This is a genomic window from Microbacterium sp. PI-SA-G (assembly GCF_057215335.1).
Genome location: NZ_CM170103.1, coordinates 3339213 through 3362169 on the forward strand (window position 1 = coordinate 3339213; position 22957 = coordinate 3362169).

At 68.4% G+C, this 22957-nt stretch carries 24 protein-coding genes, 1 tRNA gene, 1 pseudogene and 1 riboswitch; of the genes and pseudogenes, 9 read left to right on the forward strand and 17 right to left on the reverse strand.

Features of this window, described 5'->3' with window-relative positions; genetic code table 11:
* The first annotated feature begins 36 nt into the window (after window positions 1–36).
* The gene (locus AC2D10_RS16495) at window positions 37–1065 is read left to right on the forward strand and encodes a CPBP family intramembrane glutamic endopeptidase (RefSeq protein WP_484709195.1); all 1029 of its coding nucleotides are present in this window, start codon (window positions 37–39) and stop codon (window positions 1063–1065) included.
* A gap of 48 nt (window positions 1066–1113) precedes the next feature.
* Here the strand turns inward: AC2D10_RS16495 and AC2D10_RS16500 are convergent, their stop codons facing one another.
* The 3 genes from AC2D10_RS16500 to AC2D10_RS16510 are packed head-to-tail and all read right to left on the reverse strand — an operon-like array spanning window position 1114 to window position 4788.
* Window positions 1114–2760, reverse strand: coding sequence for a DNA repair helicase XPB (locus tag AC2D10_RS16500; RefSeq protein ID WP_484709196.1), 1647 nt, complete (start codon window positions 2758–2760; stop codon window positions 1114–1116).
* A 36-nt stretch (window positions 2761–2796) separates the two neighbouring features.
* Entirely contained in the window at window positions 2797–4503 is a 1707-nt protein-coding gene (locus AC2D10_RS16505) for a helicase-associated domain-containing protein (RefSeq protein ID WP_484709197.1), read from the reverse strand.
* A gap of 9 nt (window positions 4504–4512) precedes the next feature.
* The gene (locus AC2D10_RS16510) at window positions 4513–4788 is read right to left on the reverse strand and encodes a multidrug ABC transporter ATPase (protein ID WP_484709198.1); all 276 of its coding nucleotides are present in this window, start codon (window positions 4786–4788) and stop codon (window positions 4513–4515) included.
* A gap of 114 nt (window positions 4789–4902) precedes the next feature.
* Here AC2D10_RS16510 and AC2D10_RS16515 point away from each other — a divergent pair, with 114 nt between their 5' ends.
* Both AC2D10_RS16515 and AC2D10_RS16520 read left to right on the forward strand, forming a co-directional pair.
* Entirely contained in the window at window positions 4903–5283 is a 381-nt protein-coding gene (locus AC2D10_RS16515) for a cold-shock protein (RefSeq protein WP_484709199.1), read from the forward strand.
* Complete coding sequence (locus AC2D10_RS16520; protein WP_484709200.1) at window positions 5267–5920, forward strand: DUF3027 domain-containing protein; 654 nt, start codon at window positions 5267–5269, stop codon at window positions 5918–5920. Before AC2D10_RS16515 ends, AC2D10_RS16520 begins: the two co-directional genes overlap by 17 nt.
* A gap of 10 nt (window positions 5921–5930) precedes the next feature.
* On the opposite strand, the gene serC is transcribed toward AC2D10_RS16520, so the two are convergent.
* Window positions 5931–7043: a phosphoserine transaminase gene (gene serC, locus AC2D10_RS16525; RefSeq protein ID WP_484709201.1), complete on the reverse strand. Its 1113-nt coding sequence runs from the start codon at window positions 7041–7043 to the stop codon at window positions 5931–5933.
* Between the two features lie 101 nt (window positions 7044–7144).
* Between serC and AC2D10_RS16530 the strand changes: the two genes are divergently transcribed.
* The 3 genes from AC2D10_RS16530 to AC2D10_RS16540 all read left to right on the forward strand — a co-directional run bounded on the left by AC2D10_RS16530 (window position 7145) and on the right by AC2D10_RS16540 (window position 9740).
* Entirely contained in the window at window positions 7145–7846 is a 702-nt protein-coding gene (locus AC2D10_RS16530; protein WP_484709202.1) for an iron-dependent transcriptional repressor DtxR, read from the forward strand.
* 349 nt (window positions 7847–8195) lie between these two features.
* Window positions 8196–8933: a M23 family metallopeptidase gene (locus AC2D10_RS16535; protein WP_484709203.1), complete on the forward strand. Its 738-nt coding sequence runs from the start codon at window positions 8196–8198 to the stop codon at window positions 8931–8933.
* Window positions 8934–9242: 309 nt separating this feature from the next.
* Window positions 9243–9740 carry an HNH endonuclease gene (locus AC2D10_RS16540; RefSeq protein WP_484709204.1) on the forward strand — a complete coding sequence of 166 codons (498 nt, stop codon included), beginning with the start codon at window positions 9243–9245 and terminating at the stop codon, window positions 9738–9740.
* A 37-nt stretch (window positions 9741–9777) separates the two neighbouring features.
* Here AC2D10_RS16540 and AC2D10_RS16545 read toward each other — a convergent pair.
* The 9 genes and pseudogenes from AC2D10_RS16545 to idi form a co-directional block, all read right to left on the reverse strand.
* A tRNA-Arg gene (locus AC2D10_RS16545) sits at window positions 9778–9854 on the reverse strand.
* A gap of 40 nt (window positions 9855–9894) precedes the next feature.
* Complete coding sequence (locus AC2D10_RS16550) at window positions 9895–12081, reverse strand: MMPL family transporter (protein WP_484709206.1); 2187 nt, start codon at window positions 12079–12081, stop codon at window positions 9895–9897.
* A gap of 32 nt (window positions 12082–12113) precedes the next feature.
* Window positions 12114–13004 (reverse strand): prenyltransferase, encoded by an 891-nt coding sequence (locus AC2D10_RS16555; protein ID WP_484709208.1) that lies wholly within the window; start codon window positions 13002–13004, stop codon window positions 12114–12116.
* Entirely contained in the window at window positions 13001–13342 is a 342-nt protein-coding gene (locus tag AC2D10_RS16560) for a lycopene cyclase domain-containing protein (protein WP_484709210.1), read from the reverse strand. Before AC2D10_RS16560 ends, AC2D10_RS16555 begins: the two co-directional genes overlap by 4 nt.
* A complete protein-coding gene (locus tag AC2D10_RS16565; RefSeq protein ID WP_484711862.1) occupies window positions 13339–13686 on the reverse strand; it encodes a lycopene cyclase domain-containing protein in 348 nt (115 codons plus the stop codon). The genes AC2D10_RS16560 and AC2D10_RS16565 overlap by 4 nt, the downstream gene beginning before the upstream one ends.
* Window positions 13686–15323 (reverse strand): annotated as a pseudogene (gene crtI, locus AC2D10_RS16570) (phytoene desaturase family protein); the annotation flags it as partial. The gene AC2D10_RS16565 and the pseudogene crtI, both read right to left, overlap by 1 nt.
* Window positions 15284–16192 (reverse strand): phytoene/squalene synthase family protein, encoded by a 909-nt coding sequence (locus tag AC2D10_RS16575; RefSeq protein WP_484709212.1) that lies wholly within the window; start codon window positions 16190–16192, stop codon window positions 15284–15286. The gene AC2D10_RS16575 and the pseudogene crtI, both read right to left, overlap by 40 nt.
* Window positions 16189–17271: a polyprenyl synthetase family protein gene (locus tag AC2D10_RS16580; protein ID WP_484709213.1), complete on the reverse strand. Its 1083-nt coding sequence runs from the start codon at window positions 17269–17271 to the stop codon at window positions 16189–16191. Before AC2D10_RS16580 ends, AC2D10_RS16575 begins: the two co-directional genes overlap by 4 nt.
* Window positions 17272–17274: 3 nt before the next feature.
* Window positions 17275–17796 carry an isopentenyl-diphosphate Delta-isomerase gene (gene idi / locus AC2D10_RS16585; protein ID WP_484709214.1) on the reverse strand — a complete coding sequence of 174 codons (522 nt, stop codon included), beginning with the start codon at window positions 17794–17796 and terminating at the stop codon, window positions 17275–17277.
* 76 nt (window positions 17797–17872) lie between these two features.
* Between idi and AC2D10_RS16590 the strand changes: the two genes are divergently transcribed.
* Window positions 17873–18508 (forward strand): MarR family winged helix-turn-helix transcriptional regulator, encoded by a 636-nt coding sequence (locus AC2D10_RS16590; RefSeq protein ID WP_484709215.1) that lies wholly within the window; start codon window positions 17873–17875, stop codon window positions 18506–18508.
* 32 nt (window positions 18509–18540) lie between these two features.
* On the opposite strand, the gene AC2D10_RS16595 is transcribed toward AC2D10_RS16590, so the two are convergent.
* From AC2D10_RS16595 to AC2D10_RS16605, 3 genes are all read right to left on the reverse strand, one after another.
* Window positions 18541–18888, reverse strand: a complete 348-nt coding sequence (locus tag AC2D10_RS16595) for a histone-like nucleoid-structuring protein Lsr2 (protein ID WP_484709217.1) — start codon at window positions 18886–18888, stop codon at window positions 18541–18543.
* Window positions 18889–18957: 69 nt separating this feature from the next.
* Window positions 18958–19284: a DMT family transporter gene (locus tag AC2D10_RS16600; RefSeq protein WP_484709218.1), complete on the reverse strand. Its 327-nt coding sequence runs from the start codon at window positions 19282–19284 to the stop codon at window positions 18958–18960.
* Window positions 19285–19294: 10 nt separating this feature from the next.
* Window positions 19295–19362, reverse strand: a riboswitch (guanidine-III (ykkC-III) riboswitch).
* A 45-nt stretch (window positions 19363–19407) separates the two neighbouring features.
* Entirely contained in the window at window positions 19408–20262 is an 855-nt protein-coding gene (locus AC2D10_RS16605) for a LuxR C-terminal-related transcriptional regulator (protein WP_484709220.1), read from the reverse strand.
* A gap of 108 nt (window positions 20263–20370) precedes the next feature.
* Between AC2D10_RS16605 and AC2D10_RS16610 the strand changes: the two genes are divergently transcribed.
* Together AC2D10_RS16610 and AC2D10_RS16615 are read left to right on the forward strand one after the other, a co-directional pair.
* The gene (locus tag AC2D10_RS16610) at window positions 20371–20718 is read left to right on the forward strand and encodes a DUF485 domain-containing protein (protein ID WP_484709221.1); all 348 of its coding nucleotides are present in this window, start codon (window positions 20371–20373) and stop codon (window positions 20716–20718) included.
* A complete protein-coding gene (locus tag AC2D10_RS16615) occupies window positions 20715–22352 on the forward strand; it encodes a solute symporter family protein (RefSeq protein ID WP_484709222.1) in 1638 nt (545 codons plus the stop codon). Before AC2D10_RS16610 ends, AC2D10_RS16615 begins: the two co-directional genes overlap by 4 nt.
* Window positions 22353–22430: 78 nt before the next feature.
* Here the strand turns inward: AC2D10_RS16615 and AC2D10_RS16620 are convergent, their stop codons facing one another.
* The gene (locus tag AC2D10_RS16620; RefSeq protein WP_484709224.1) at window positions 22431–22940 is read right to left on the reverse strand and encodes a methylated-DNA--[protein]-cysteine S-methyltransferase; all 510 of its coding nucleotides are present in this window, start codon (window positions 22938–22940) and stop codon (window positions 22431–22433) included.
* Window positions 22941–22957 lie beyond the last annotated feature (17 nt).

Sequence of the window (22957 nt, forward strand, 5' to 3'; positions counted from 1 at the left end):
CAGGCGATCCACAGGCGCGTCGGACAGGATCGATGCATGAGCTCGTACGAGGACGCCGTCGCGACCGCCGCCCCCGCATCCCCCTCCGTCGTGCCGGATCAGGCAGCGAACGACGAGCAGGTCGAGTACCACCGGCTCGCGCGGGTGCGGCCGCGTTACCGCTGGTGGCGGGTGCTGTTGACCGGAGTGCTCGCGCTCGCCTTCTACGTCGTGCTCCTGCTCGTGCTGATCATCCCCCTCGGCATCGCGACGGTGATGGTGCCGGCGTGGAACGCCGAGATGCAGGTGCTGCTGACGACGACGCAATACTTCGACCTGGATCGTCCGTGGCTGTTCCTCGCCCTCGTGGTGCCGCTGGTCCTCATGATCCCCGCGCTGCTCGCGGCCTCGCGCATCGTGGAGGGCCGTGGTGTCGGCACGCTGTCGTCGGTGACCGGTCGGCTGCGTCTGGGCTGGCTCGGCAGGAGCCTGCTCCTGGCGCTCGCCGTCTTTCTCGTCTATTTCACGGTGGTGCTGGGGATATCGGCCGCGCTCGGGGATCCCGTCGCGCCCGACTTCTCGCACCCGGGGCTCTGGGTCATGCTGGCGCTCGTGCTGCTGCTGATCCCGTTCCAGGCTGCGGCTGAGGAGTATGTCTTCCGCGGCTACCTGATGCAGCTGGTCGGCGGGTGGCTGCGGCATCCGGCTTTCGCCATCCTGCTGCCCGTGCCTCTGTTCATTCTCGGCCACGGCTACGACGTCTGGGGTGCGGCGAGCGTCGGGATCTTCGCCGTGGTCGCCGCGTGGCTCACGTGGCGGACCGGCGGACTGGAGGCCGCGATCTCACTGCACATCGTCAACAACGTGCTGATCTTCCTGCTCGGATCCGTCGCCGTGGTCGACGCCAACGCCACCTCGGGGGCCCCGATCGACCTGCTCGCCTCGACGGCCGCGATGGTCGTGTATGCGTTGCTGGCCGACCGGTGGGCGCGTCGGCGGGGCGTCGTGCGGACGCGATCAGTTCCCGCGCCCGTGCCTGCGCAGGCCGAGGGAACGCATCAGCTCGCGCGCATGCTCCACGGCTGAGTCGCAGACGGCAGCGACTCAGCCGGAGGTCACTCAGAGGGCAGCGACTCAGACGGCAGCGAGAGCGTCCGCGTCGAGGATCGTGTAGCTGTACCCCTGCTCCGCGAGGAACCGCTGGCGATTCTGCGCGTAGTCCTGGTCGATCGTGTCGCGAGCGATCAGCGTGTAGAAGCTCGCCGTGTGGCCGGACTGCTTCGGGCGCAGCAGACGACCGAGACGCTGGGCTTCCTCCTGGCGAGAGCCGAAGGACCCGGAGACCTGGATCGCGACCGACGCCTCGGGCAGATCGATCGAGAAGTTCGCGACCTTCGACACCACCAGCAGCGAGATCTCGCCCTCGCGGAACTGGCGGTACAGCTCTTCGCGCTCATCGATCGGCGTGGCCCCGGTGATCTGCGGGGCGTTCAACGCCTGCGAGAGCGTCTCGAGTTGATCGAGGTACTGACCGATCACCAGGATCCGCTCGCCCGGGTGCTTGTCGATCAGCTCGCGCACGGTGTCGATCTTCGCCGGAGCGGATGCCGCGAGGCGGTAGCGCTCGTCATCGGTGGCGGCGGCGTACTCGAGCCGGTCCTCCGGCGGCAGGTCGACGCGCACCTCGTAGCAGGCGGCGGGCGAGATGAAGCCCTGCGCCTCGATCTGCTTCCACGGTGCATCGAACCGCTTGGGTCCGATGAGGCTGAAGACGTCGCCTTCGCGCCCGTCCTCGCGCACGAGCGTCGCCGTGAGCCCGATGCGACGGCGCGCCTGCAGATCGGCGGTCAGCTTGAAGACAGGCGCCGGCAGCAGATGTACCTCGTCGTACACGATGAGCCCCCAGTCGAGGGCGTCGAGCAGTGCGAGGTGGGCGTACGCGCCCTTCCGCTTGGCGGTGAGGATCTGATACGTCGCGATCGTGACCGGCTTGACCTCTTTGGCCTGGCCGGAGTACTCGCCGATCTCCTCGGGCGTGAGACTCGTGCGCTTGAGCAACTCGTCGCGCCACTGACGTGCGGAGACCGTGTTGGTGACCAGGATCAGCGTGGTGGTCTTGGTCGCGGCCATCGCCGCCGCGCCGACGATCGTCTTGCCGGCGCCGCAGGGCAGCACCACGACTCCCGAGCCGTCCTTCGAGAAGGCATCCACTGCGTCCTGCTGGTAGGGGCGGATGTGCCAGCCGTCCTTCTCGGACAGGGCGATCTCGTGCGGTGTGCCCGGGGTGTATCCCGCGAGATCCTCAGCCGGCCAGCCGATCTTCAGCAGCTCCTGCTTGATCTGACCGCGCGCCCACGCGTCGACGACGAAGGTGTCGGGGCTCGGGTGGCCGATCAGCAGCGGCTGGATGCGCTTGTTGTGCGCGACCTGCGCGAGCACGGCCGGGTCGGAGGAGCGCAGGATGAGGGTGCCCTCGTCGTCGCGCTCGATCACCAGCCGGCCGTAGCGGTTCACCGTCTCACGCAGATCGACCGCGACCGACGGCGGAACCGGGAAGCGGGACCAGCGCTCGAGGGTGTCGAGCATGTCTTCGGCGCTGTGCCCGGCCGCGCGCGCGTTCCACAGACCCAGCCGGGTGATCCGATAGGTGTGGATGTGCTCGGGGGCGCGCTCCAGCTCGGCGAAGATCGCCAGCTCGTGGCGGGCGCTCTCGGCATCCGAGTGTGCGACCTCGAGCAGGACGGTGCGATCGCTCTGGACGATCAGGGGGCCATCAGACATAGCTGTCCAGTTTACCGGCCATTGGTGGACGCGGCGCTAAGAAGCGACGATGGTCGCCGAGCGGATGCTGGAGACCGGAAGCGTGCGCTCGACATCGGCCGCGCGATCGCGCCCGCGCAGACGCCCTCCGCCGAGACCCGTCGCCTCGAGCAGCAGTTCGCGAGTCGAGCCGTCGGGCATCCCGACCGTCACCTGCAGCACCGCCTTGGCGCGGACGGCGGCCTCGAGCTCACGGTCCATCCACGCGGCGTCGGCGTCGGGGCCCTGCCGAGCGCGCAGTCGCGCGATCAGGGCGGACGGGTTCGTCGACGTCTCGGCGGGGGGCAGGGTGGCTGCCGGGTGTCGTTCGCCGACCAGGGTCTTGCCGTCGGCGCCGACGAGGGTCGCGGGATAGTGGGCATCGGTCAGCGCCCAGAAGACGGTGTCTCGGCTGACGCGGGTGGTGAGCGAGTCGACGTGCTTGGTCAGTCCGAGCGGGCGCAGGGTCTGATCGACCGCCATCGCCTCGATGAGGTGCTGATCGACGCTTTCGATGCGAGTGCGGCCGGTGTCCTCGTCGGCCGAGACCCGGACCAGGCCGTGCCGCTGCTCGGCCTGGGTGACCAGGTAGCTGAGGGGCTGCGGGATGCCGGTGAGCGAGATCTCCGACAGGAAGCCGAGGATCGACTCCGCCGTCTCACCCGAGGCGAAGGCCCGCGTCACGGACTCGGTCGTGAACCGGTAGGAGGAGGCCTGTGCTGCGGACTCGCGGGCCGCGATCGTCCGCAGGCGGACGTCGAGGGCGGGCGCGAGGGGGCCGGGAGCGATCGCGGTGAGGTCGTTCTGCAGGAAGATGCGGTCCACCTCTGCCGGGAGCAGCCGTGCGAGCGCGTCGGACTCAGCCGGTCCTCCACGGCGCAACGGAGCGGACCAGGGGGGCTCGGTGTCGCCTTCGGCGATCAGCCCGAGCAGGCGCGCCGCAGTCAGCAGCTGTGCGCTGTGCTCCGGCCACGCCGGATCCCAGGGGTGCGCGACGGGCCAGTCCGCGGGCGCGATCCATCCGCCGTCCGGAGTGCGGACGCCCCGCGGCAGAGCATCGCGGAACGACGTCGCGAGCACGCTCCAGCGCTCAGCGGCGGAGGAGCGCAGCCAGTCCTCGGCCGCCGCACTCGTTCGCAGCTTTCGTTCATCGACGACCACGAGACGGGCGTCGAGGGCGATCGCGACGAGCGGGTCCACGAGGTCGGTCGGCACGCCGGCATCGCCGAGACGTCGCTTCTCGCCCGCGTTCACCGCGCCACCGGCCAGGAGGGCGAAGGGAGACTCGCGGGTGATGAGCACGAGGTCGGCGAGGATCGCCACCGTCGTGAACGCGCGCTCGGCGGCGTGAGCTGCGGCATCATCCGGCGCGGATGCGGGATCCGCAGCCGTGGGAAGCGGCACGCCGGAGCGGTCGACCACGGCTGCTGTCACGGGAGGCGGCGGGGTGCCGTCGGGACGCAGCAGAGCGAGTGCGACGAGCGCATCGCGCAGCTCTCCGGCATCGTCGCCCGTGGCGGCGCTGCGCAACGCTCGCGCCTCAGCTGCCGTGAGCGTGGGGAGTGCCTTGGCGATGGAGGTCGGATCGAGCAGCGCCTCGGCCGCATCGAAGAAGTCCTGCCACCCGGAATCCGCGCGGACGCGTCGCGCCGCGAAGAGATGCAGAAGCTCATCGTCGCTCGCCGCGGCCAGCCGATCGGCGAGCGGGCGTGCGTGAGTGCTCATGGCGGATGCCTAGGGCCGCGAAGCCGCGCGGCCCTTTCGGATGAAGCTCATGATGAGCAGTGTGATGATCATCACGAACGCCAGCGGCAGGCCCCAGAACGGGATCGCGGCGACCAGGGGCCACACACCGTCGCCGAATGCGTCCTGATCCATGCCGACGGCGGTGCCGATGATGATCGCGAAGAAGCAGATCACCGACGCTGCCGCGATTCCGAGCGCGGCGAATGCCAGGATTCGATCCAATCGCCGGATGGGAATCTCCGGTTCGGAATTCTGCGTGCTCATCCCTCTCACCTTAGTCGCTCCGGTCATCGGGTTCGGCTGCTCCTCGACCGGTAGGCTGGGGGAGGACGCGTGTGAGCGCGCCTTCTTTCGACACCGACACAGCGAGGTTCTCCCATGCCCACCGGCAAGGTCAGGTTCTACGACGAAGACAAGGGCTTCGGCTTCATCGCAGCCGATGACGGCCAGGACGTTTTCCTGCACGCGTCCGCCATGCCCACCGGCACGGTGGTGAAGACGGGTGCACGCGTCGAGTTCGGTGTGGCAGACGGCAAGCGCGGTCTTCAGGCGCTCTCCGTCCGGGTGCTCGAAGCGCCCCCGAGCCTCGCCAAGGCGAAGCGCAAGTCGGCGGACGACATGGCGATCATCGTCGAGGACCTCGTAAAGCTGCTCGACGGCATCGGCGGAGACCTTCGCCGCGGTCGCTACCCCTCGTCCAGCCACGGCCGCAAGATCGCCGCCGTTCTCCGCAAGGTCGCTGATGACCTCGATGCCTGACGCCGACGCGCGTCTCACCGGCGCGCATGATCTCGCGCTCGCCGCACTGCGCGAGATCACTCCCGCGTCGTCGATCGGCCCCGCCGCCGGGTACCTCCTCGAGGACGACGGGTCGGTGTCGCTGCGCTTCGCCAACCGCCTGCCGGGATACCCGGGCTGGTACTGGACCGTCACGGTCGCCCGCGTAGAGGACGACGACCCCACGGTGCTCGAGGTCGAGCTGCTGCCCGGTGACGGCGCGCTGCTCGCTCCCGAGTGGGTGCCGTGGGTGGAGCGGCTGGCCGAGTACCGGTCTCACCAGGCGGAACTCGCCGAGCAGGCCGCGGCCGACGCCGCCGAGTCCGGTGAGGTCGACGCCGATGCCGCGGACATCGACGAACTCGACGACGATGAGCTGGATGACGACGAGCTCGACGACGATGAACTCGACGATGAGGATGACGACCGTGCGTCGGACATCTTGCACGCCGGCGACGTCGACGGCGTCGACATCGATGAGCTCGACGTCAGCGCGACTGACGACGACGCGGATGACGACGACTCGGATGACGACGACTCGGATGACGGCTTCGACGACGACGAGGATGACCACTCGGACCTCGACGACGACGACGACGCGGACGACGAGGAGGAGTGACCTCCGGCGCTCAGGCGCCGAGGTTCTCCAGCACGTGGTCGATCGATCGCGTGAGCTGACGGACGTCGTCGGGCTCGATCGAGACGAACGTCGCCACGCGCAGCTGGTTGCGGCCGAGCTTGCGGTACGGCTCCGTGTCGACGATGCCGTTGGCGCGGAGCGTCTTGGCGATCGCCGCGGCATCGACCGTGTCGTCGAAGTCGATCGTGACCACGACCGGGGACCGGTGGGCGGGGTCGGTCACGAACGGCGTCGCGACATCGGTCCGCGCGGCCCAGTCGTACAGGACCGACGAGGACTCGCTCGTGCGGGCCGCCGCCCAGGTGAGTCCGCCGTGGGAGAGGATCCACTGCAGCTGGCTGTCGAGCAGGTGCAGCGTCGTGAGCGCCGGGGTGTTCAGCGTCTGGTTGAGACGTGAGTTGTCCAGGGCGTTCTTGAGGCTGAGGAACTCGGGGATGTAGCGATCCGACGCGGCGATGCGCTCGATGCGCTCGATCGCCGCGGGGGAGGCGGCGGCGAACCACAGCCCGCCGTCGGAGCCGAGGTTCTTCTGCGGCGCGAAGTAGTAGAGGTCTGCCTGGGCCGCGTCGAAGTCGATGCCTCCGGCGGCGCTGGTCGCGTCGATGACCGTCAGTGCGCCCTCGGCGTCGACGCGCTCGATGGGAGCGGCCACGCCCGTGGACGTCTCGTTGTGGGGCCAGGCGTAGACATCGACGCCCTCGACCACCTCGGCGGCGACGCGGGAACCCGGCTCGGACTTGCGCACGTCCGGCGCCTCGAGCCACGGAGCAGCGGCTGCGGCGGCGAACTTGCCCCCGAACTCGCCGAACACGAGGTTCTGGCTGCGGCGCTCGATGAGACCGAACGCGGCGGCGTCCCAGAAGGCGGTCGAGCCGCCGTTGCCGACGAGGATCTCGTACCCCTCGGGGATGCGCAGCAGCGCGGCGAGCTGCTCGCGGACGCTGCCGACGAGGTTCTTCACCGGAGCCTGCCGATGCGAGGTGCCGAAGATGCTCGCCCCCGCGGTGACGAGCGCCTCGAGCTGCGCTGCGCGCACCTTCGAGGGTCCGCAGCCGAAACGGCCGTCGACGGGCAGGAGGTCACGGGGAATCTCGATCGCCATGCGTCGAGTCTAGGGGCGCGGGGCCGCGCGCCGAACACGGTGACGAAGCCGATGTCCCCCTGGGAATGTAGGCTTGCCTAAGAACCTCGGAGGGCCTGCACATGACCGATCTGATCGACACCACGGAGATGTATCTCCGCACCATCCTCGAACTCGAGGAGGAGAACATCGTTCCACTGCGTGCGCGCATCTCCGAGCGTCTCGGTCACTCCGGGCCCACGGTCTCGCAGACCGTCGGCCGCATGGAGCGCGATGGTCTCGTCATCGTCTCCGAGGACCGGACCCTCGAGCTCACCGACGCCGGTCGTCGCAAGGCGGTCGACGTCATGCGCAAGCATCGCCTCGCCGAGCGTCTGCTGTCCGACGTGATCGGGCTGGACTGGGCGTTCGTGCATGAAGAGGCCTGTCGCTGGGAGCACGTCATGAGCGAGCAGGTGGAGCGTCGCCTGGTCGAACTGCTCGGGCACCCCACCGAATCGCCGTACGGCAATCCGATCCCGGGGCTCGATCAGCTCGGCGACCTGCCTGCTCGCACCTTCGACGAGGGCGTCATCGGCCTCGTGCAGAAGCTGACGGCGGCGGGCGAGCCCATCGAGGGCACCGTGCGTCGTCTGGCCGAACCCGCGCAGGTCGACCCCGAGCTCCTGCAGCAGCTGCGAGACGCGGGTGTCATGCCCGGCGCGCACGGCGACTTCCGCTTCAGCGAGGGCTACGTGCTCATCCAGATGGACGGCAAGGACGACGGTCTCGAGCTCCCCGTCGAGCTCGCCTCGCACATCTTCCTCGTCGGCGAACCCGCCTGACTTTCACCGCCTATCCGCGTGATCGGCCGCCCGTTGCGAGGATTGCCAGCTTCGCAGGGTGACATGATCGTTATCTTCCGGTAACCTCGGTCAAGTCGCCAGCGAAGCCCGTTGGCGACGAACCGCGAGGATCGCCTTTCCGGCTCGTCGTCCTCGTGGCAGGAACGCACAAAGTACCCGAAGCTACATTCGTGCCACGAAGCAGAGTGCCGACGAGCCAGCGCTACCCGAAGCGTGCAGGCGCAGGAGGAACAGAGTTTTGGCCGCAGACATCGAACCGACCGCGAAGAAAACCACAGACGTATCATCCGCTCGCCGCACCGGCGGGCACAGCAACTCCCGAACGACCGTGAAGCCTCTGCGCTCCGTCGCCATCTTCGGAGTCGTCGGCGTCCTCGTCGCCGGCATCGCCCTCCCCGCTTTCGCGGCGAGCAAGCCCGCAGAAGCGGCCACCACGACGGTGCAGCAGCTCGCCGCCGTCGATGCGCAGTCGCTCGTCGTCGCATCCGCAGCCACCGCGGCCCCGCTCAGCCGAGGCACCTTCACGGCGACGACGCCGGAGGAGATCGCGAAGAAGAAGGCCGAGGAGGCCGCTGCAGCACGAGCCGCCGCAGCCGCAGCCGCGGCCGCCAAGTCCTCGACGGCGTCGACGAGCTACAACACCACCGGCTATTCGCTCACCTCGCCCGGTTCCGGTGAAGTGCGATACCCGCTTCCGGGCGGATCGTACAGCCAGGGTCGAACGATCGGTGGCAGCCACAACGGCGCCGATATGCTGGCACCCGCCGGAACCCCGATCTACGCGGCTGCGGCCGGCGTCGTGCGCGCCTCTGCCGAGAGCATCGGCGGCTACGGCGTCTGCGTCATGCTCGACAGCGTCGTGGGCGGTCAGCGCGTGCAGACGACCTACGGCCACATGATCTACGGCTCGCGCCAGGTCGCGGCGGGTCAGACCGTCGCCGCCGGACAGCTCATCGGCTACGTGGGCAGCACCGGTCGCTCCACTGCGAACCACCTCCACTTCGAGGTCTGGATCAACGGCGGCCTCGTCGAGCCTTACTCGTGGCTCGCCACCAACGCCGGCTGACTCCCAGGGATCAGCCGAGAGTTCATCCGCAGTTTCGCCCTGTCCCGATGAGAATGGGTTAGCCTGAACCCGTTGTCGCACGGACGGGAGAGGCTGATGGCGCGAATACCGAGCATCCGAACCATGGATGCGCTCGGTCGTCACGTCCTTCTGCATCGCCCGCAGGGATGCCACGGTGTTGCCGTGCGCGAAAGGCGCTGTCTCTGAGACAGCGCCTTTCTTCGTCTCTGCGTACACTCTGTCGTCTGCGCGGCCACGTGTTATTCGAGAGTGCCGGGAAGCCGTCCCGGCGGATCGAGAGGATGACGAATGCGCACACTGGTCCTGAATGCCGGATACGAGCCGCTCGCGATCGTGTCGTTCAAGCGAGCCCTCGTGCTCGTGATGAATGACAAGGCGACGGTGATCGAACGCGTCGAAGACGATCCCGTGTGGGGCAGCCACGGCGTCTACGACCGGCCCGCGGTCATCATCCTGTCGCGCTACGTGCGCGTGCCGAACAGCCGACGCGTCCCGGTCACCCGGCGCGGGGTGCTGAGGCGGGACAACCACCGGTGCGGGTACTGCGGGAAGGCGGCCTCGACGATCGACCACGTGCTGCCGCGGTCGCGCGGGGGAGCGGACTCCTGGGAGAACCTCGTCGCCTGCTGCCTACGCTGCAACAACCTCAAGAGCAACCGCACACCGCAGGAAATGCGCTGGGAGCTGCGGTTCATTCCCCGGCCACCGCACGGAACCGCGTGGACCGTGCGCGGCACCGAGACGAGCGACCCGCGGTGGGAGCCGTATCTCGCGCTGGCAGCGTGAGCAGTCGGATCGACCGCGAGAACGGCTGCCGATGAGGTGGTGCCCTCGACAGGATTCGAACCTGCGACCTGCCCTTTAGGAGAGGGCTGCTCTATCCTGCTGAGCTACGGGGGCGTGCGTTCCAGTCTAAACGCTCGCCCCCGCTCGGTTCCGCTCAGTCCTGGCCGCGCCGCCACAGCTTCGACGGCCACCAGATGACGCGCCCGAGGTCGTACGCCAGGGCGGGTACCAGCAGCGAACGCACGACGAAGGTGTCGAGCAGCACGCCGAAGGCGACGATGAAGGCCAGCTGCAGCAGGAAGAGGATCGGGATCACCGAGAGCGCAGCGAACGTCGCGGCGAGCACGAGTCCCGCAGATGTGATCACCCCTCCTGTGATCGAGAGTCCGCGCAACACGCCCTCGCGGGTGCCGTGGGCGATCGACTCCTCGCGCACTCGGGTCATCAGGAAGATGTTGTAGTCGATCCCGAGCGCGACCAGGAACACGAAGCCGAAGAGCGGCACGGCGGGGTCGGCGCCCGGAAAGTCGAAGATGCCGTTGAACACGAGAGCGGAGACGCCCATCGCGGTGCCGAACGAGAGCACGGTGGTGAGGATCAGCAGCACCGGGGCGAGGATCGACCGCAGCAGCAGCATCAGGATGAGCAGGATCACGACCAGGATCACGGGGATGATCAGGGTGCGGTCGTGGATCGACGCGTCGTTCGTGTCGATCGCGGTCGCCGTCACTCCGCCGACCAGAGCATCGAGCCCGTCGAGCTCGGTGCGGAGTTCGCGGACGGTGCCGGCGGCGGCATCCGAATCCGCGGCGTCCGTCAGCGTTCCCTGCAGCAGGACCTGTCCGTCGACCACGGTCGGCTCAGGCGCAGGAGTTCCCGGGGGGCCGAGCGCGGTGATGCCGTCGGCCGTCACCGGTGCCGATGCGCTGGGGGAGTCGGAGGCGGTGACCGTGACGCCATCGACGCCGTCATTCGCCAGCAGCACGTCCGCCACGTCCTGCAGCTCGTCCTCGGCGGCGATGATCGTCACCGGACTGCCGGAGCCGCCGGGGAAGTGCTCACCGAGCGCGACCTGACCGTCGCGGGCCTCGGAGGCCCCGAGCACCAGATCGGACTGCGGCACACCATTGGCGTTGAGCTGGGTGACACCGAGCGCGCCCACCAGCAGGACCACCGTCGTGACCAGCCAGATCAGACGAGGGCGGCGGGAGACGAGCCGAGCGACGCGAGCCCAGAGGCCGGTGGTGCGCATGCCGTGCTCGGCGGCGACGACCTCGGGCTCGAACGCCGGCCGGCGCGGCCAGAATACCGCGCGACCGAAGAGGAACAGCAACGCGGGCAGCAGGGACAGAGCCGCGACCATGGCGAACACGATGCCGATCGCGGCGACCGGGCCCAGCGTGCTGTTGGACTTGAGGTCGCTGAGCAGCAGGCACAGCAGGCCCGCGATCACGGTACCACCCGAGGCGGCGATGGGCTCGAACGAGCCTTTCCACGCCGCGATGACCGCCGTTCCCTTGTCCTGCACGACGCGCAGCTCTTCGCGGAAGCGTGCGACGAACAGGAGCGCATAGTCGGTGGCGGCGCCGATCACGAGGATGAACAGGATGCCCTGCGTCTGTCCGCTCAGCAGCAGCACTTCGAACTTCGCCAGCCACCACACGACGAGCAGCGCCACGCACAGGGCGAACAGGCTCGTCGACAGCACGACCAGCGGCAACAGCAGCGAGCGGTACACGAGCACCAGGATCACGAGCACGGCGAGCAGCGCCACCCCGAGCAGCAGGCCATCGATCCCGGCGAAGCCCGCCACGAGATCCGCGCTGAATCCGGCAGGGCCCGTGATGTACACGGTGATGCCGTCGGGAATCGCCTCACGCAGTGACTCGCCCAGCGCATCGACGGTGTCGGCCAGCTCCGCGTCGCTCTCGATGGGGATGAACGCCTGCACGGCCTTTCCGTCCTCGGAGGGAAGCGCCGGCGACACGTCAGAGCCAATGCCCTCGAGGGACGACGCGTCGGCGATGGCGTCACCGATCGTGTCGACGTCGGCGGCTGTGAGCTCGTCGGATGACGTGAAGAGCGCGATCGCCGGGATCGCCTCGCTGTCGCTGAACTCGCCCCGAAGCTTCTGCACCTGCGTCGCGTCGGCCGACTCGGGCAGGTAGCTGGTCTGATCGTTCGAGGAGACCTCGTCGATCTTGCCGAAGAGCGGCCCGCCCAGGGACGCGCCGACGAGCCAGACGAGGATCAGGGCCACGGGGATGAACACCCGCACCCACGAGTGGCGGCGGATGCGTTCACGCCGTGTCGGCGGCGGTGTGACGGCGTTGCGAGACATCGGTTTCCTCTCGGAAGGGGGAGACGGCGGGGTCAGGAGACCCAGGCCAGGATGAGGATCATGGTCGCCAGGAACCCGGCGATGTAGTTGAGGGCGATGAATCGCCGCCAGGCCCGGTTGGTGGTGCCCGAGGTGTCATCGGTGACGTTCCACCAGGGGGCGGCGTTGACGATGTAGGGCACGGCGAGCACCGCGGCGAGTGGGCCCGGCCACGGAGTGAAGAGCATCGCCACGCCGGCGACCGTCCACAGGGCGAGCGCCATCCGCACGGTCGCACGGGCCCCGATCACGGTCGCGACGGAGCCGATGCCCGCCTCGCGGTCCGGCGCGATGTCCTGCACCGCCCCGAACGCATGCGCGGCCATGCCCCACAGGAAGAACGCTCCGAGCACCAGGTACGCGTCGGGGGTGACCGGCGTCGCCGCGAGCGCGAGACCGACGATCGCGGGACTGACGAAGTGCGTGCTCGAGGTGACGGAATCCAGGAACGGGCGCTCCTTGAAGCGCAGCTTCGGCGCCGAGTAGGCGATGACGGCGAACACGCTGACCGCGAGCCAGATCCATGACGTCGGGGAGCCCACCACGATCAGGTAGACAAGGAACGGGATGTTCGTGATCGCGGCCGCCCAGAGGGTCGCGCGGTGGATGCGGGGGGAGAGCAGGGCCCCTTCGATGCCGCCCTTACGCGGATTCGCCAGGTCGGAGGCGTAGTCGAACACGTCGTTGATGCCGTACATCGCCAGGTTGTACGGGATGAGGAAGTACAGCGTGCCGATCACCAGGGTGAGATCGAGCTCGCGTGTGCTCAGCAGGTAGGCGGCGGCGAAGGGGAAGGCGGTGTTGATCCAGCTGATCGGGCGTGAGGACAGCACGATCTGGGCGATGTCGCGGCCGAGGGTCGAGCCGCCCGTGCGGGTGCTCATGACAGCTCCCTGCTCGTGGCGTCATCGTCCCGAGCGGAGCTGCGGGTGCGCAGGGCGGCCCACAGTGCCGGGAGCAGCAGTGCCCCGGCGAGCGGATACGTGAAGTCCTCGATGGGCGCCAGACCGATGTGCACGCCCAGCAGATGGTCGGGCGAGTAGTGGAACAGTCCGCTCGCGATCATGATCGTGTCGAACACGGCGGTGAGGACGAACAGCGCGACCATCGTGATCGCGACGGCCGTGAGGCGCGGCCCGCGGGGACGCGCGATCAGGGCGAGCAGCACGGCGGCGATCGCGGCGACCGCGAGGAAGCAGGCGGCGAGCTGGAGGTAGGTCACGGGCGCGCCTCCTGTCGTGTGCGGCCCGCTCGCCGCTGCGCGAGGACCCGGACAGATCCCGTGTAGATCACCATCGTGCAGACGACCAGGAAGACCAGGAAGACCGGTTCCTCGATCGGGAGTTCGGGCGCGAGCAGGATTCCGGTCGCGATGGTTCCCTCTCCGCGGAAGAAGATGCCGCTGACGATCCCTGCAACGTCCCACACCAGGAAGAAGACGAGCCCCACCGCCGTCACGATCGACGCCGCGAACGCATCGCGCCAGAAGAAGAGGCGGAAGCGTCGGTCGAGCAGCAGCATGCACCCGAGCGAGACCAGCAGCGCGGCGAGGTACACCGCCCCCATCACTCGGCGTCCGTTCGCACCGGTTCCGCCGCGGGCTCCGGGAGCGGGCCGCCGCTGTGGTCTCCGCGGATGCGCTTGAGCACGATCTCGGCGCTGATCAGGCACATGGGCACACCGACGCCCGGTGCGGTGGTCGCTCCCGCGTAGAACAGACCCTGCACGCGCCGTGACACGTTCTGGGCGCGGAACATCGCGCTCTGGGAGAGGATGTGCGCCGGCCCCAGCATCCCACCGCGCCACGAGTGGTAGTCGTCGCGGAAGTCGGCGGGTCCGGTGGTCTCGCGCACGACGATGCGCTCGCGCAGATCGGGGATCCCTGCCCAGGCCGAGACCATGTCGATCGCGGCATCCGCCGCCGCCTCGATCTTCGGCGAGCCCTGGCCGTCGGCCCCGCCATGACCGAGGTCGACGTCGGCGGGGATCGGCACCAGCACGAAGAGATTCTCGTGCCCGGCCGGAGCGACGTCGGGGTCGGTGGCGCTCGGCCTGCAGACGTAGGTCGACGCCGGTGACGGTATCGACGGCGTGTCACCGAAGATCGCGTCGAAGTTGTCGTCCCAGTCCTCGGTGAAGAAGAGGGAGTGGTGCGGAAGTTCGGGCAGCGCGCCGCGCACACCGAGCATCACGAGCAGTCCGCCAGGGCCGCTGGTGCGACGCGCCCACCACGACTCGGGGTAGGTCTGCAGCGCGGGAGGAAGCAGCGCCGTCTCGGTGTGGTGCAGGTCGGCGGCCGACACGACGATGTCGGCGTCGTCATGATGCGTCGAGCCGTCACGGTCGGTCCACGAGACGCCCGTGACTCGCGTGCCGGGAGCGGCGCCTTCGGTGCGGATGCCGGTGACCTCCGCGCCGGTGACGATCTGCACACCGGCGCCACGTGCCAGGTCCTCGATCCGTTCGATGACCCGCCAGAAACCGCCCTGCGGATAGCTGACGCCCTGGTCGAGGTCGAGAGCGCTCATCAGGTGATACATCGCCGGAGCGCTCCGGGGGTCGGTGCCCAGGAACACGGCGGGGTACCCGAGGATCTGCCGGATGACGGGATGCCGGAACCGACGCGCGGCAAACGACTGCAGACGTGAGCCCAGCAGGGAGAACAGGCGGGGGAGCGCGCGCAGCACCTCGGGCGCGGTCAGGGAGCGCACCCGGGTGAACGGGTTGTACAGGAAGTACTTCTCGGCCATGGTGCTCGCATCGTGCGCGGAGTCGAGGTACGCGTCGAGGGTGCGAGCCGACCCGGGCTCGAGAGACTCGAAGAGCTGTGCCACGGCGGCGCGTCCCGCGGGAACGGTGACGGCGGAGATCGCCTCGTCTGAGGTGTCCGGGTCGCGGAACACGCGGTAGCCCGGGTCGAGCAGGGTGAGGTCCAGCTGTTCCTCGGTGGTGGTGCCCATCATGGCGAAGAAGTGATCGAACACCTCCGGCATCAGGTACCACGAGGGTCCGGAGTCGAAGCGGAACCCGTCGCGCTCGACAGTTCCCGCGCGTCCGCCGACGCGGTCGTTGCGCTCGAGGATGGTGACCTCATGCCCGTCGCGCGCGAGCAGCCCCGCGGTGGCGAGCCCCGCGACACCGGCGCCGATGACGATGACCCGGCTCATCGGTCCCGCTCCAGGGCGGTGACGGCGACGGCGCGCGCAGCGAGTGCGGCCTTGACCGGATCGGGGACGCGCACGCGGCGGCGGTAGAGCTCGTCGGCGGGCGTCGTGGCCACGCGCTCCGTGAGCGCGGCGAAGAGCGCATGTGCGCTGCGCACCGCGGCTCGGGCGTCCTTCGGCAGCAGCGGGATCGCGGCGCGGGCGTCGTCGAGTTCGCGTCGGATCGTCTGCACCCACTCATCGCGGTCGGCGTCGGTGAGACGCGAGGTTCCGCCCAGGTAGCCCCGGTGCAGGCGGTCGGTGTCGTCGGCGAGGTCGCGCAGGAAGTTCACGTTCTGAAAGGCCGATCCGAGCTGGCGGGCTCCGTGGTCGAGGGTGTGCAGTTCCGCGTCCGAGCGGCGTGCGTCGCGCAGGAACACACGCAGACACATGAGTCCGACGACCTGCGCGGACCCGAAGACGTACCGTTCGTGCGACGCCGAGTCGTGTGCGGTGAACCCGGCGTCGCTGGCGATGTCGGCGCGCATCGAGTCGAAGAACGGTTGCGTGAGGTCTTCGCCGATGCCGCTCTCACGGGCGGTGCGGGCGAAGGCATGCAGGATGAGGTCGCTGCTGTATCCGCTGCGCATCGACCGGTGCGTCTCGGCGATGTAGGCGTCGAGCGCGGCCGACTGGGCCGACACGTCGAGACCCGCCTCTGCGGCGACCCCGTCGACGATCTCGTCAGCGATGCGCACCATCGCGTAGATGTTGCGCACGTGCTGGCGGTGGCGCCGGCCCAGCAGGCGACTGGCCAGTCCGAACGAAGTCGAATAGCTGCGGATGACGTCAGTGGTCGCGATCTCGGCCGTGCGGGTGAATCGATCGAGTGCGTCGTGACCGTCGATCCTCGCGGGACTCCCGCTCATGCTCGTCGACTCTCGATGCGCGACGCCAGCCCCAGGATCGTGCGGCCGGCCTCTGCCGAGATCGTGCCTTCCGCCTCGGCCTCGGCCAGCACAGCCGACACGGCGACGAGCTGCTCCTCGACGAGGCTGCGGGCGAAGCCCTCGGCGCCGCACTCGCGGAGTCGGTCGCGGATGCCGGTGGCGTTCTCGACGCTCAGGCTCATCGAACCGAAGTGCAGCTCGATGCTGGGCCAGTGTCCGGTCATGCGCGCGTAAGCGATGATGGCGGTCTCCTTGCCCTCGCGCAGATCCGAGAACGGGTCCTTGCCGTGGGCGCGGGAGTCGCCGAACACCGAGAGCAGATCGTCCTGCAGCTGGTACGCGAGTCCGAGATGGCGCCCGATCGCGGTGAGCTGCTCCTCTGCGGCGGCGGAGGCTCCGGCCAGTACGGCAGCCGCGCGCAACGGGAGCACGAAGGAATAGGTCGCCGTCTTGTAGGCGCTCATCGACAGGATGGTGCGGAGGTCGGGAGCGATGATGCCGTCGCTGAGGCCGATGTCGGTGTGTTCGCCGGCGACGGTCTCGAAGATCGTCTGCTCCATCAGCGTCAGCAGCCGCACCCGGGTGTCGCTCGAGACCTCGGCCCGCGCGAATCCGAGGACGGCGGATGCCAGGAGCAGGTCGCCCATCAGGATCGCGCTCGAGCGGGCCCAGTGCAGCGCCGCGTCCTCGCGCTCGCTCTGGCGGCGCTCGGCAAGAGAGCCGATGAGGTTCGGTCGTCTCCGACGCATCAGGTCGCCGTCGATCACGTCGTCGTGCAGGAGGAACGCGTAGTGCAGCAGTTCCACGTGGGCTGCGATATCGACGGCGGTCGTGGTCTCGGAGGCGCTCAGTCCGCCGGGAGTCAGCGCGCGGTGGAAGTCGAGCAACAGGCGCGGGCGGATGAGCTTGCCGCCCAGGGCATGATCGGCCGCGGCTCGCCACAGCGCGGCGAACTCGGTGCCGTAGGACTCGGCGGCCGCGCTGCGCTCCGAGAATCGACGTCGCAGGACCTCCTCGATCCGGATGCCGAGGTCTTCGTCCGTCGCCAGGGAGGTCACGCGTCAGACCTCACCGATCTCGCGCAGCAGGGGGAGCTGCTCCTGGATCCACGGGCTGAAGGCGAAGGGCGTGCGGGCGACGGACTCGAGAAGCGCATCGATCTCCACCCACACCCACTCCGCGACCTCGTCGGGATTGGCGACCGGGTCTCCGTCGTAGACGGCGATGTGCACGGGGCAGATCTCGTTCTCGACGATGCCGCTCGCGTCGACCGCGCGGTACCGATAGGTGGGGAGGGCCAGGCGGACTTCCTCGAGACGAATGCCGAGCTCGTCGAGCGCGCGGCGGCGCACCGCGGCGATCATGTCCTCACCCGGACGCGGGTGTCCGCAGAAGCTGTTGGTCCAGACGCCCGGCCAGGTTTTCTTGCCCAGCGCGCGACGGGTCACGAGAACGCGCCCGCGGTGGTCGAAGACGTGACACGAGAACGCGAGATGCAGCGGGGTGTCGCGCGTGTGGACCTCGTCCTTGGGCAGAACGCCCACGACGGAGCCGTCTTCCGCCAGGAGGGTCACGTTGTCCATTGCAGCCTCTCCCCGACTTCGCTAACCAAGTAAGTAATCAACTTAGCATGAAACCGGTCCTGTGTAACATGATCGCATGGACAACGAGCCCGGCACCACCCCGACGCCGGGTGAGCCGGACCGGCCGACCGCAGACGCGACGTCGCCGGGCCCCGACGGCCTGAGCCACGCCGCCATCTACGACGTCGATGCGAGCGATCCGCGCAGCGCGCTGATCGACCGATCGGGCATCGCTCCCGAGGACCTGCGCCAGATCTCTCTGCTCATGGGTGCTCTCGGAGAACTCCGAGAGGCGGAGCAGCGGATCTCGCTCGCGTCGCGGCGCTACATGCAGCTCAACGACACCGACATGCGCGCGCTGCACTATCTGATCGTGTGCGCCAATCGCGACGCGATCGCCACACCCAGCGGGATCGCGCAGCATCTGGGGATCTCAACGGCCGCGACGACCAAGCTGCTCGATCGCCTCGAGAAGAGCAATCACATACACCGGGCTCCGCACCCGACCGACCGCCGCGCGCTGGCGATCACCATCTCGAAGGAGACCCGTCACGCGGCGATGCAGACGGTCGGGCGTCAGCAGTCGAAGCGGTTCTATGCGGCGGCCCGGCTGACCGCCGACGAGCGTGATGTGGTCATTCGCTTCCTGGCGGATATGACCAACGAGATCGCATTGCGCGACGAATCCTGGGCGACCGGTACAGCAGAATAGGCGCCCCGAGGGGGCGCCTATTCTGTGATATCTCAGTGGGCGGCGTGATATGCCTCGAGGACGGGCGCGGGAATGCGCCCGCGCTCGGAGAGGGGATGGCCGTTCTCATTCGCCCAGGCCCGGATAGCGGCGACCTCGGGATTGCGTCCCGGGCGCTTGCGGCCGCTGGCGGCGCGTGCGGCTCCGCTCGAGGATCCGGCACGTCGCCCTGCGGCGATATACGGCTCCAGGGCCTTCCGCATCTCTTCGGCGTGGTCGGAACTCACGTCGATCTCGTAGGAGGTCCCGTTGAGCGAGAAATGCACGGTCTCGCCCTCGCCGAGTTCCAGGACGGTGCCGTCGATATCGTCGACCAGCTGATGCACAATTCTTCTTGCCATGGGAATGACCTTACCTTCGGTAGCCCAGGGCGACAAGAAAGCGATATATCTGTGGAGAACCCTTAGTGGTCAGTGCGCGCCGGTGTCGATCAATTTCAGACCGACAATGCACCCGACCAGGCCCATCAGCAGAAGAATGCGCAGCCATGAGATCTCGGTGTCACCGGTGATCATTGCCCACACCACGGTGAGAGATGCGCCGATGCCCACCCAGACCGCGTAGGCGGTTCCGGTCGAGATCTCGCGCATCGCGAAGGCCAGCCCGAACATCGACACGATCAGTCCGGCGAAGAAGATGACGCTCGGCCACAGCTTGGTCAAGCCGTCGGACTTGCCGAGAGCGGTAGCCCAAACGGCCTCGAGAACTCCGGATGCGATCAGAATGATCCACGACATGATGGTCCTTTCGGACCAGTCTTTTCGCTTGCCGGGTACTGGTCTGCCTCGTCCGGGATCGGTGTTCGCCGATCGAGTTCCATGCTAGCCGTCGGCGCTGGGCAGGGGCTGTGCAGGTTGCGCCTAGGGCAGGAGCCCCGCGCGCCGGGCCTTGGCGACGGCGGAGTGCCGCGTCGAGGCATCCAGTTTCGACATCGCGGTGCCGAGGTAGGCCTTGACCGTGCCTTCGCGCAATCCCAGACGCGTGGCGATCTCGGAGTTGGTCGCGCCGAGTGCCGCGCAGGCGAGAACATCCGTCTCGCGCGGAGAGAGGCGGATCACGCCGATCGAGCCGGTGGCGGTGGCGACCGTGTCGCCGGCGAGTGCTGCCAGGCGCTGTTCGACCTGAGCGATCCGGTGCCGGAGGGCGTGGTCGTCGACCGAAGCGCCGATGCTCCGCAGCTCTGCGAAGGTCTCGCGCAGCTCCTCGCGCTGAGGAGGGGTCATGTCGTCGACGCCGGCGTGCAGGCGGAGCCGACGCTCGACCTCGTCGCGCACGCGGAGCTCGTCGGCGACCGACTGGGCGACCTGCATGGCCGGCGCCGTGGTGATACCGCCGATCTGCTCCTCATCCCACGCGCCGGCGTAGAGCACGCCCCTGGGGCGTCCGTCCACGACGATCGGCAGCGCCAGCAGGGTCCGCAGGCCTTCGCCGAGGACGAACACGTCGTAGTCGTGGGTGATTTGCTGGGAAGACCCGTAGTCGCTCGTCATGCGCGGGCGGAGCTCCATCATCGCCCGTCCGCCGAGCCCGCGCTCGGGCCGCACACGCAGACCGTCGAGGCTCCGGGTCCGATTGCCGACGATGCTCGTCACGCTGACGACACCCTCGTCGATGAGACCGCCGAAGGCGACGGGAAAGCGCGTACGGCGGGCGAGTTCACGCACCGCGTTGGCCACGAGTTCGGCCTCGGATTCGATGGTGACCGTTGAGCTCACGAATACCTACTTTCGGGGGTGACGGCACCGTTCCCCGTTTCGTAGGGTCGACCCTACCATTCGCGCGGCGGAGCCGTGCGAGCACCGGACATGTGGCAAGGAGGCCCCATGAGCGACCAGAGCCCCACGGAATCGCACAGTGACATCGACTACATCGCGATCGAGGAATCGCCGAGATTCCGAGAGCTGAAACGCACGCAAAGATCGTTCATCTTCCCGCTCGCCGCGTTCTTCCTCATCTGGTACTTCGTCTATGTTCTGCTGGCGGCGTTCGCGACCGATTTCATGGGCCAGCGCGTCTGGGGCGACATCACGGTCGGACTCCTGCTCGGCCTCGGACAGTTCGTCACGACATTCGCGATCACGATGGCGTACGTCTCATTCGCCAACCGCAGGCTGGACCCGATCGCGACTGAGATTCGGCAAGACCTCGAGAAGACGCAGGGGCAGGCATGAACGTCGTGCGCACGGCGACCGAGACGGTCGCGGTCGAGAGCAACCCCATCCTGAACATCTCGATCTTCCTGGCCTTCGTCGCGGTGACGCTCTTCATCGTCATCCGCGCCAGCCGCAACAACAAGACGGCCGCGGACTACTACGCGGCCGGCCGATCGTTCACCGGCCCGCAGAACGGCTTCGCGATCGCCGGCGACTACCTGTCGGCGGCATCCTTCCTCGGCATCTGCGGAGCCATCGCCATCAACGGCTACGACGGGTTCCTCTACTCGATCGGGTTCCTGGTGGCCTGGCTGGTGGCGCTGCTGCTGGTCGCGGAGATGATGCGCAACACCGGAAAGTTCACGATGGCCGACGTGCTGTCGTTCCGGCTGAAGCAGCGCCCGGTGCGGATGGCCGCAGCGATCACCACGCTCGCGGTCTGCTTCTTCTATCTGTTGGCGCAGATGGCCGGCGCGGGCGGGCTCGTGTCGCTGCTGCTGGGGATCGACGGAAGGCTCGGGCAGTCGATCGTGATCGCGGTGGTCGGCGTCCTGATGATCGTCTACGTGCTGATCGGCGGCATGAAGGGCACCACGTGGGTTCAGATCGTGAAGGCGTTCCTGCTGATCGGCGGGGCGCTGGCGATGACGATCTGGGTGCTGGCGATCCACGGGTTCAACCTGAACACGCTGCTCGGGGCCGCTGTCGCGAATTCCGACAAGGGCGAGGCGATCCTGGCTCCGGGGCTGCAGTACGGAGCGAACCCCTGGGACTTCCTGTCGCTCGGCCTGGCCCTGGTGCTCGGCACCGCCGGTCTGCCGCACGTGCTGATGCGGTTCTACACGGTGCCCACAGCCAAGGAGGCGCGGAGATCGGTGGTGTGGGCGATCTGGCTGATCGGCGGCTTCTACCTGCTGACGCTGGTGCTGGGCTACGGTGCCGGCGCGCTCGTGGGAGCAGACGTGATCGCGGCGGCGCCCGGCGGCGTGAACTCCGCGGCACCGCTGCTCGCACTCGAACTCGGGGGACCGGTGCTGCTGGGCTTCATCTCGGCCGTGGCCTTCGCAACGATCCTCGCGGTGGTGGCAGGGCTCACCATCACCGCCGCCGCGTCGTTCGCGCACGACATCTACGCCAACGTCATCCAGAAGGGCAGGAAGGATGCCGCCGGCAAGCCGGTGGAAGCCGACCCCAACGCCGAGGTGAAGGTCGCTCGTCGCACGGTGATCGTGATCGGCATCCTCGCGATCATCGGCGGCATCGGTGCGCAGGGACAGAACATCGCCTTCCTCGTGGCCCTGGCGTTCGCCGTGGCCGCATCGGCGAACCTCCCCACGATCCTGTACTCGCTGTTCTGGCGACGGTTCACCACACGCGGCGCGGTCTGGAGCATGTACGGGGGGCTGGGCTCGGCGATCCTGCTGATCGTCCTCTCGCCGGTGTTCTCGGGCACGCCGACCTCGATGATCCCCGGTATCGACATCGCGATCTGGCCGATGAACAACCCGGGCATCGTGTCGATCCCGCTCGGGTTCCTGCTCGGCTGGGTGGGCACCGTCACCAGCCGCCGCAAGGAGTCGCCGCAGCTCGCAGCCGAGATGCAGGTGCGCTCGCTCACCGGCTTTGGCGCCGAGAAGGCGACCGAGCACTGAGGTGAGCTGATCGGATGAGAGCACGTGGACCCGGCGGCCTACTCGCCGGGTCCACGTCGTTCCACGAGGAGCCGCAGGTCAGCGGGACTCGAGGTCGAGGAGGAAGCGCTTGCGCTCCGGATAGGCGCCGTAGTGGCCGGGCGACCCGTCGGCCTTGACGACGCGATGGACCGGGACGATGAGGGAGAACGGAGTGAGGCGGCACGCGGTGCCCACAGCCCGTGCGGCACCGGGGTTTCCGGCGCGTGCGGCCACCTCGCCGTAGCTCATGGTCTCGCCCCACTCGATCGTGCGGATGGTGTGCAGCGCGGAGAGCGCGAACCCTTTCGAGAGGCGCCAGTCGAGGGCGAGCCCCGAGAAATCGGTCGGCTGCCCCTCGAAATAGGTCTCCAGAAGAGCGGTCACCTCGTCGGCGGCGCCCGGATCCGGCTCGGGGACGGCACCCAGCGCACGGGAGATGCCTTCGAGCAGCCAGGGGACGGAAGGATCTTCGGACTCGGACAGATCGAAACGCACGATGCCCTCGTCGGAGAACACCGCGAGAGCATCCCCGAACGGGGTCGGCGCGAAATCGTAGCGGAACGTCATGGCACCATCTTGTCCGC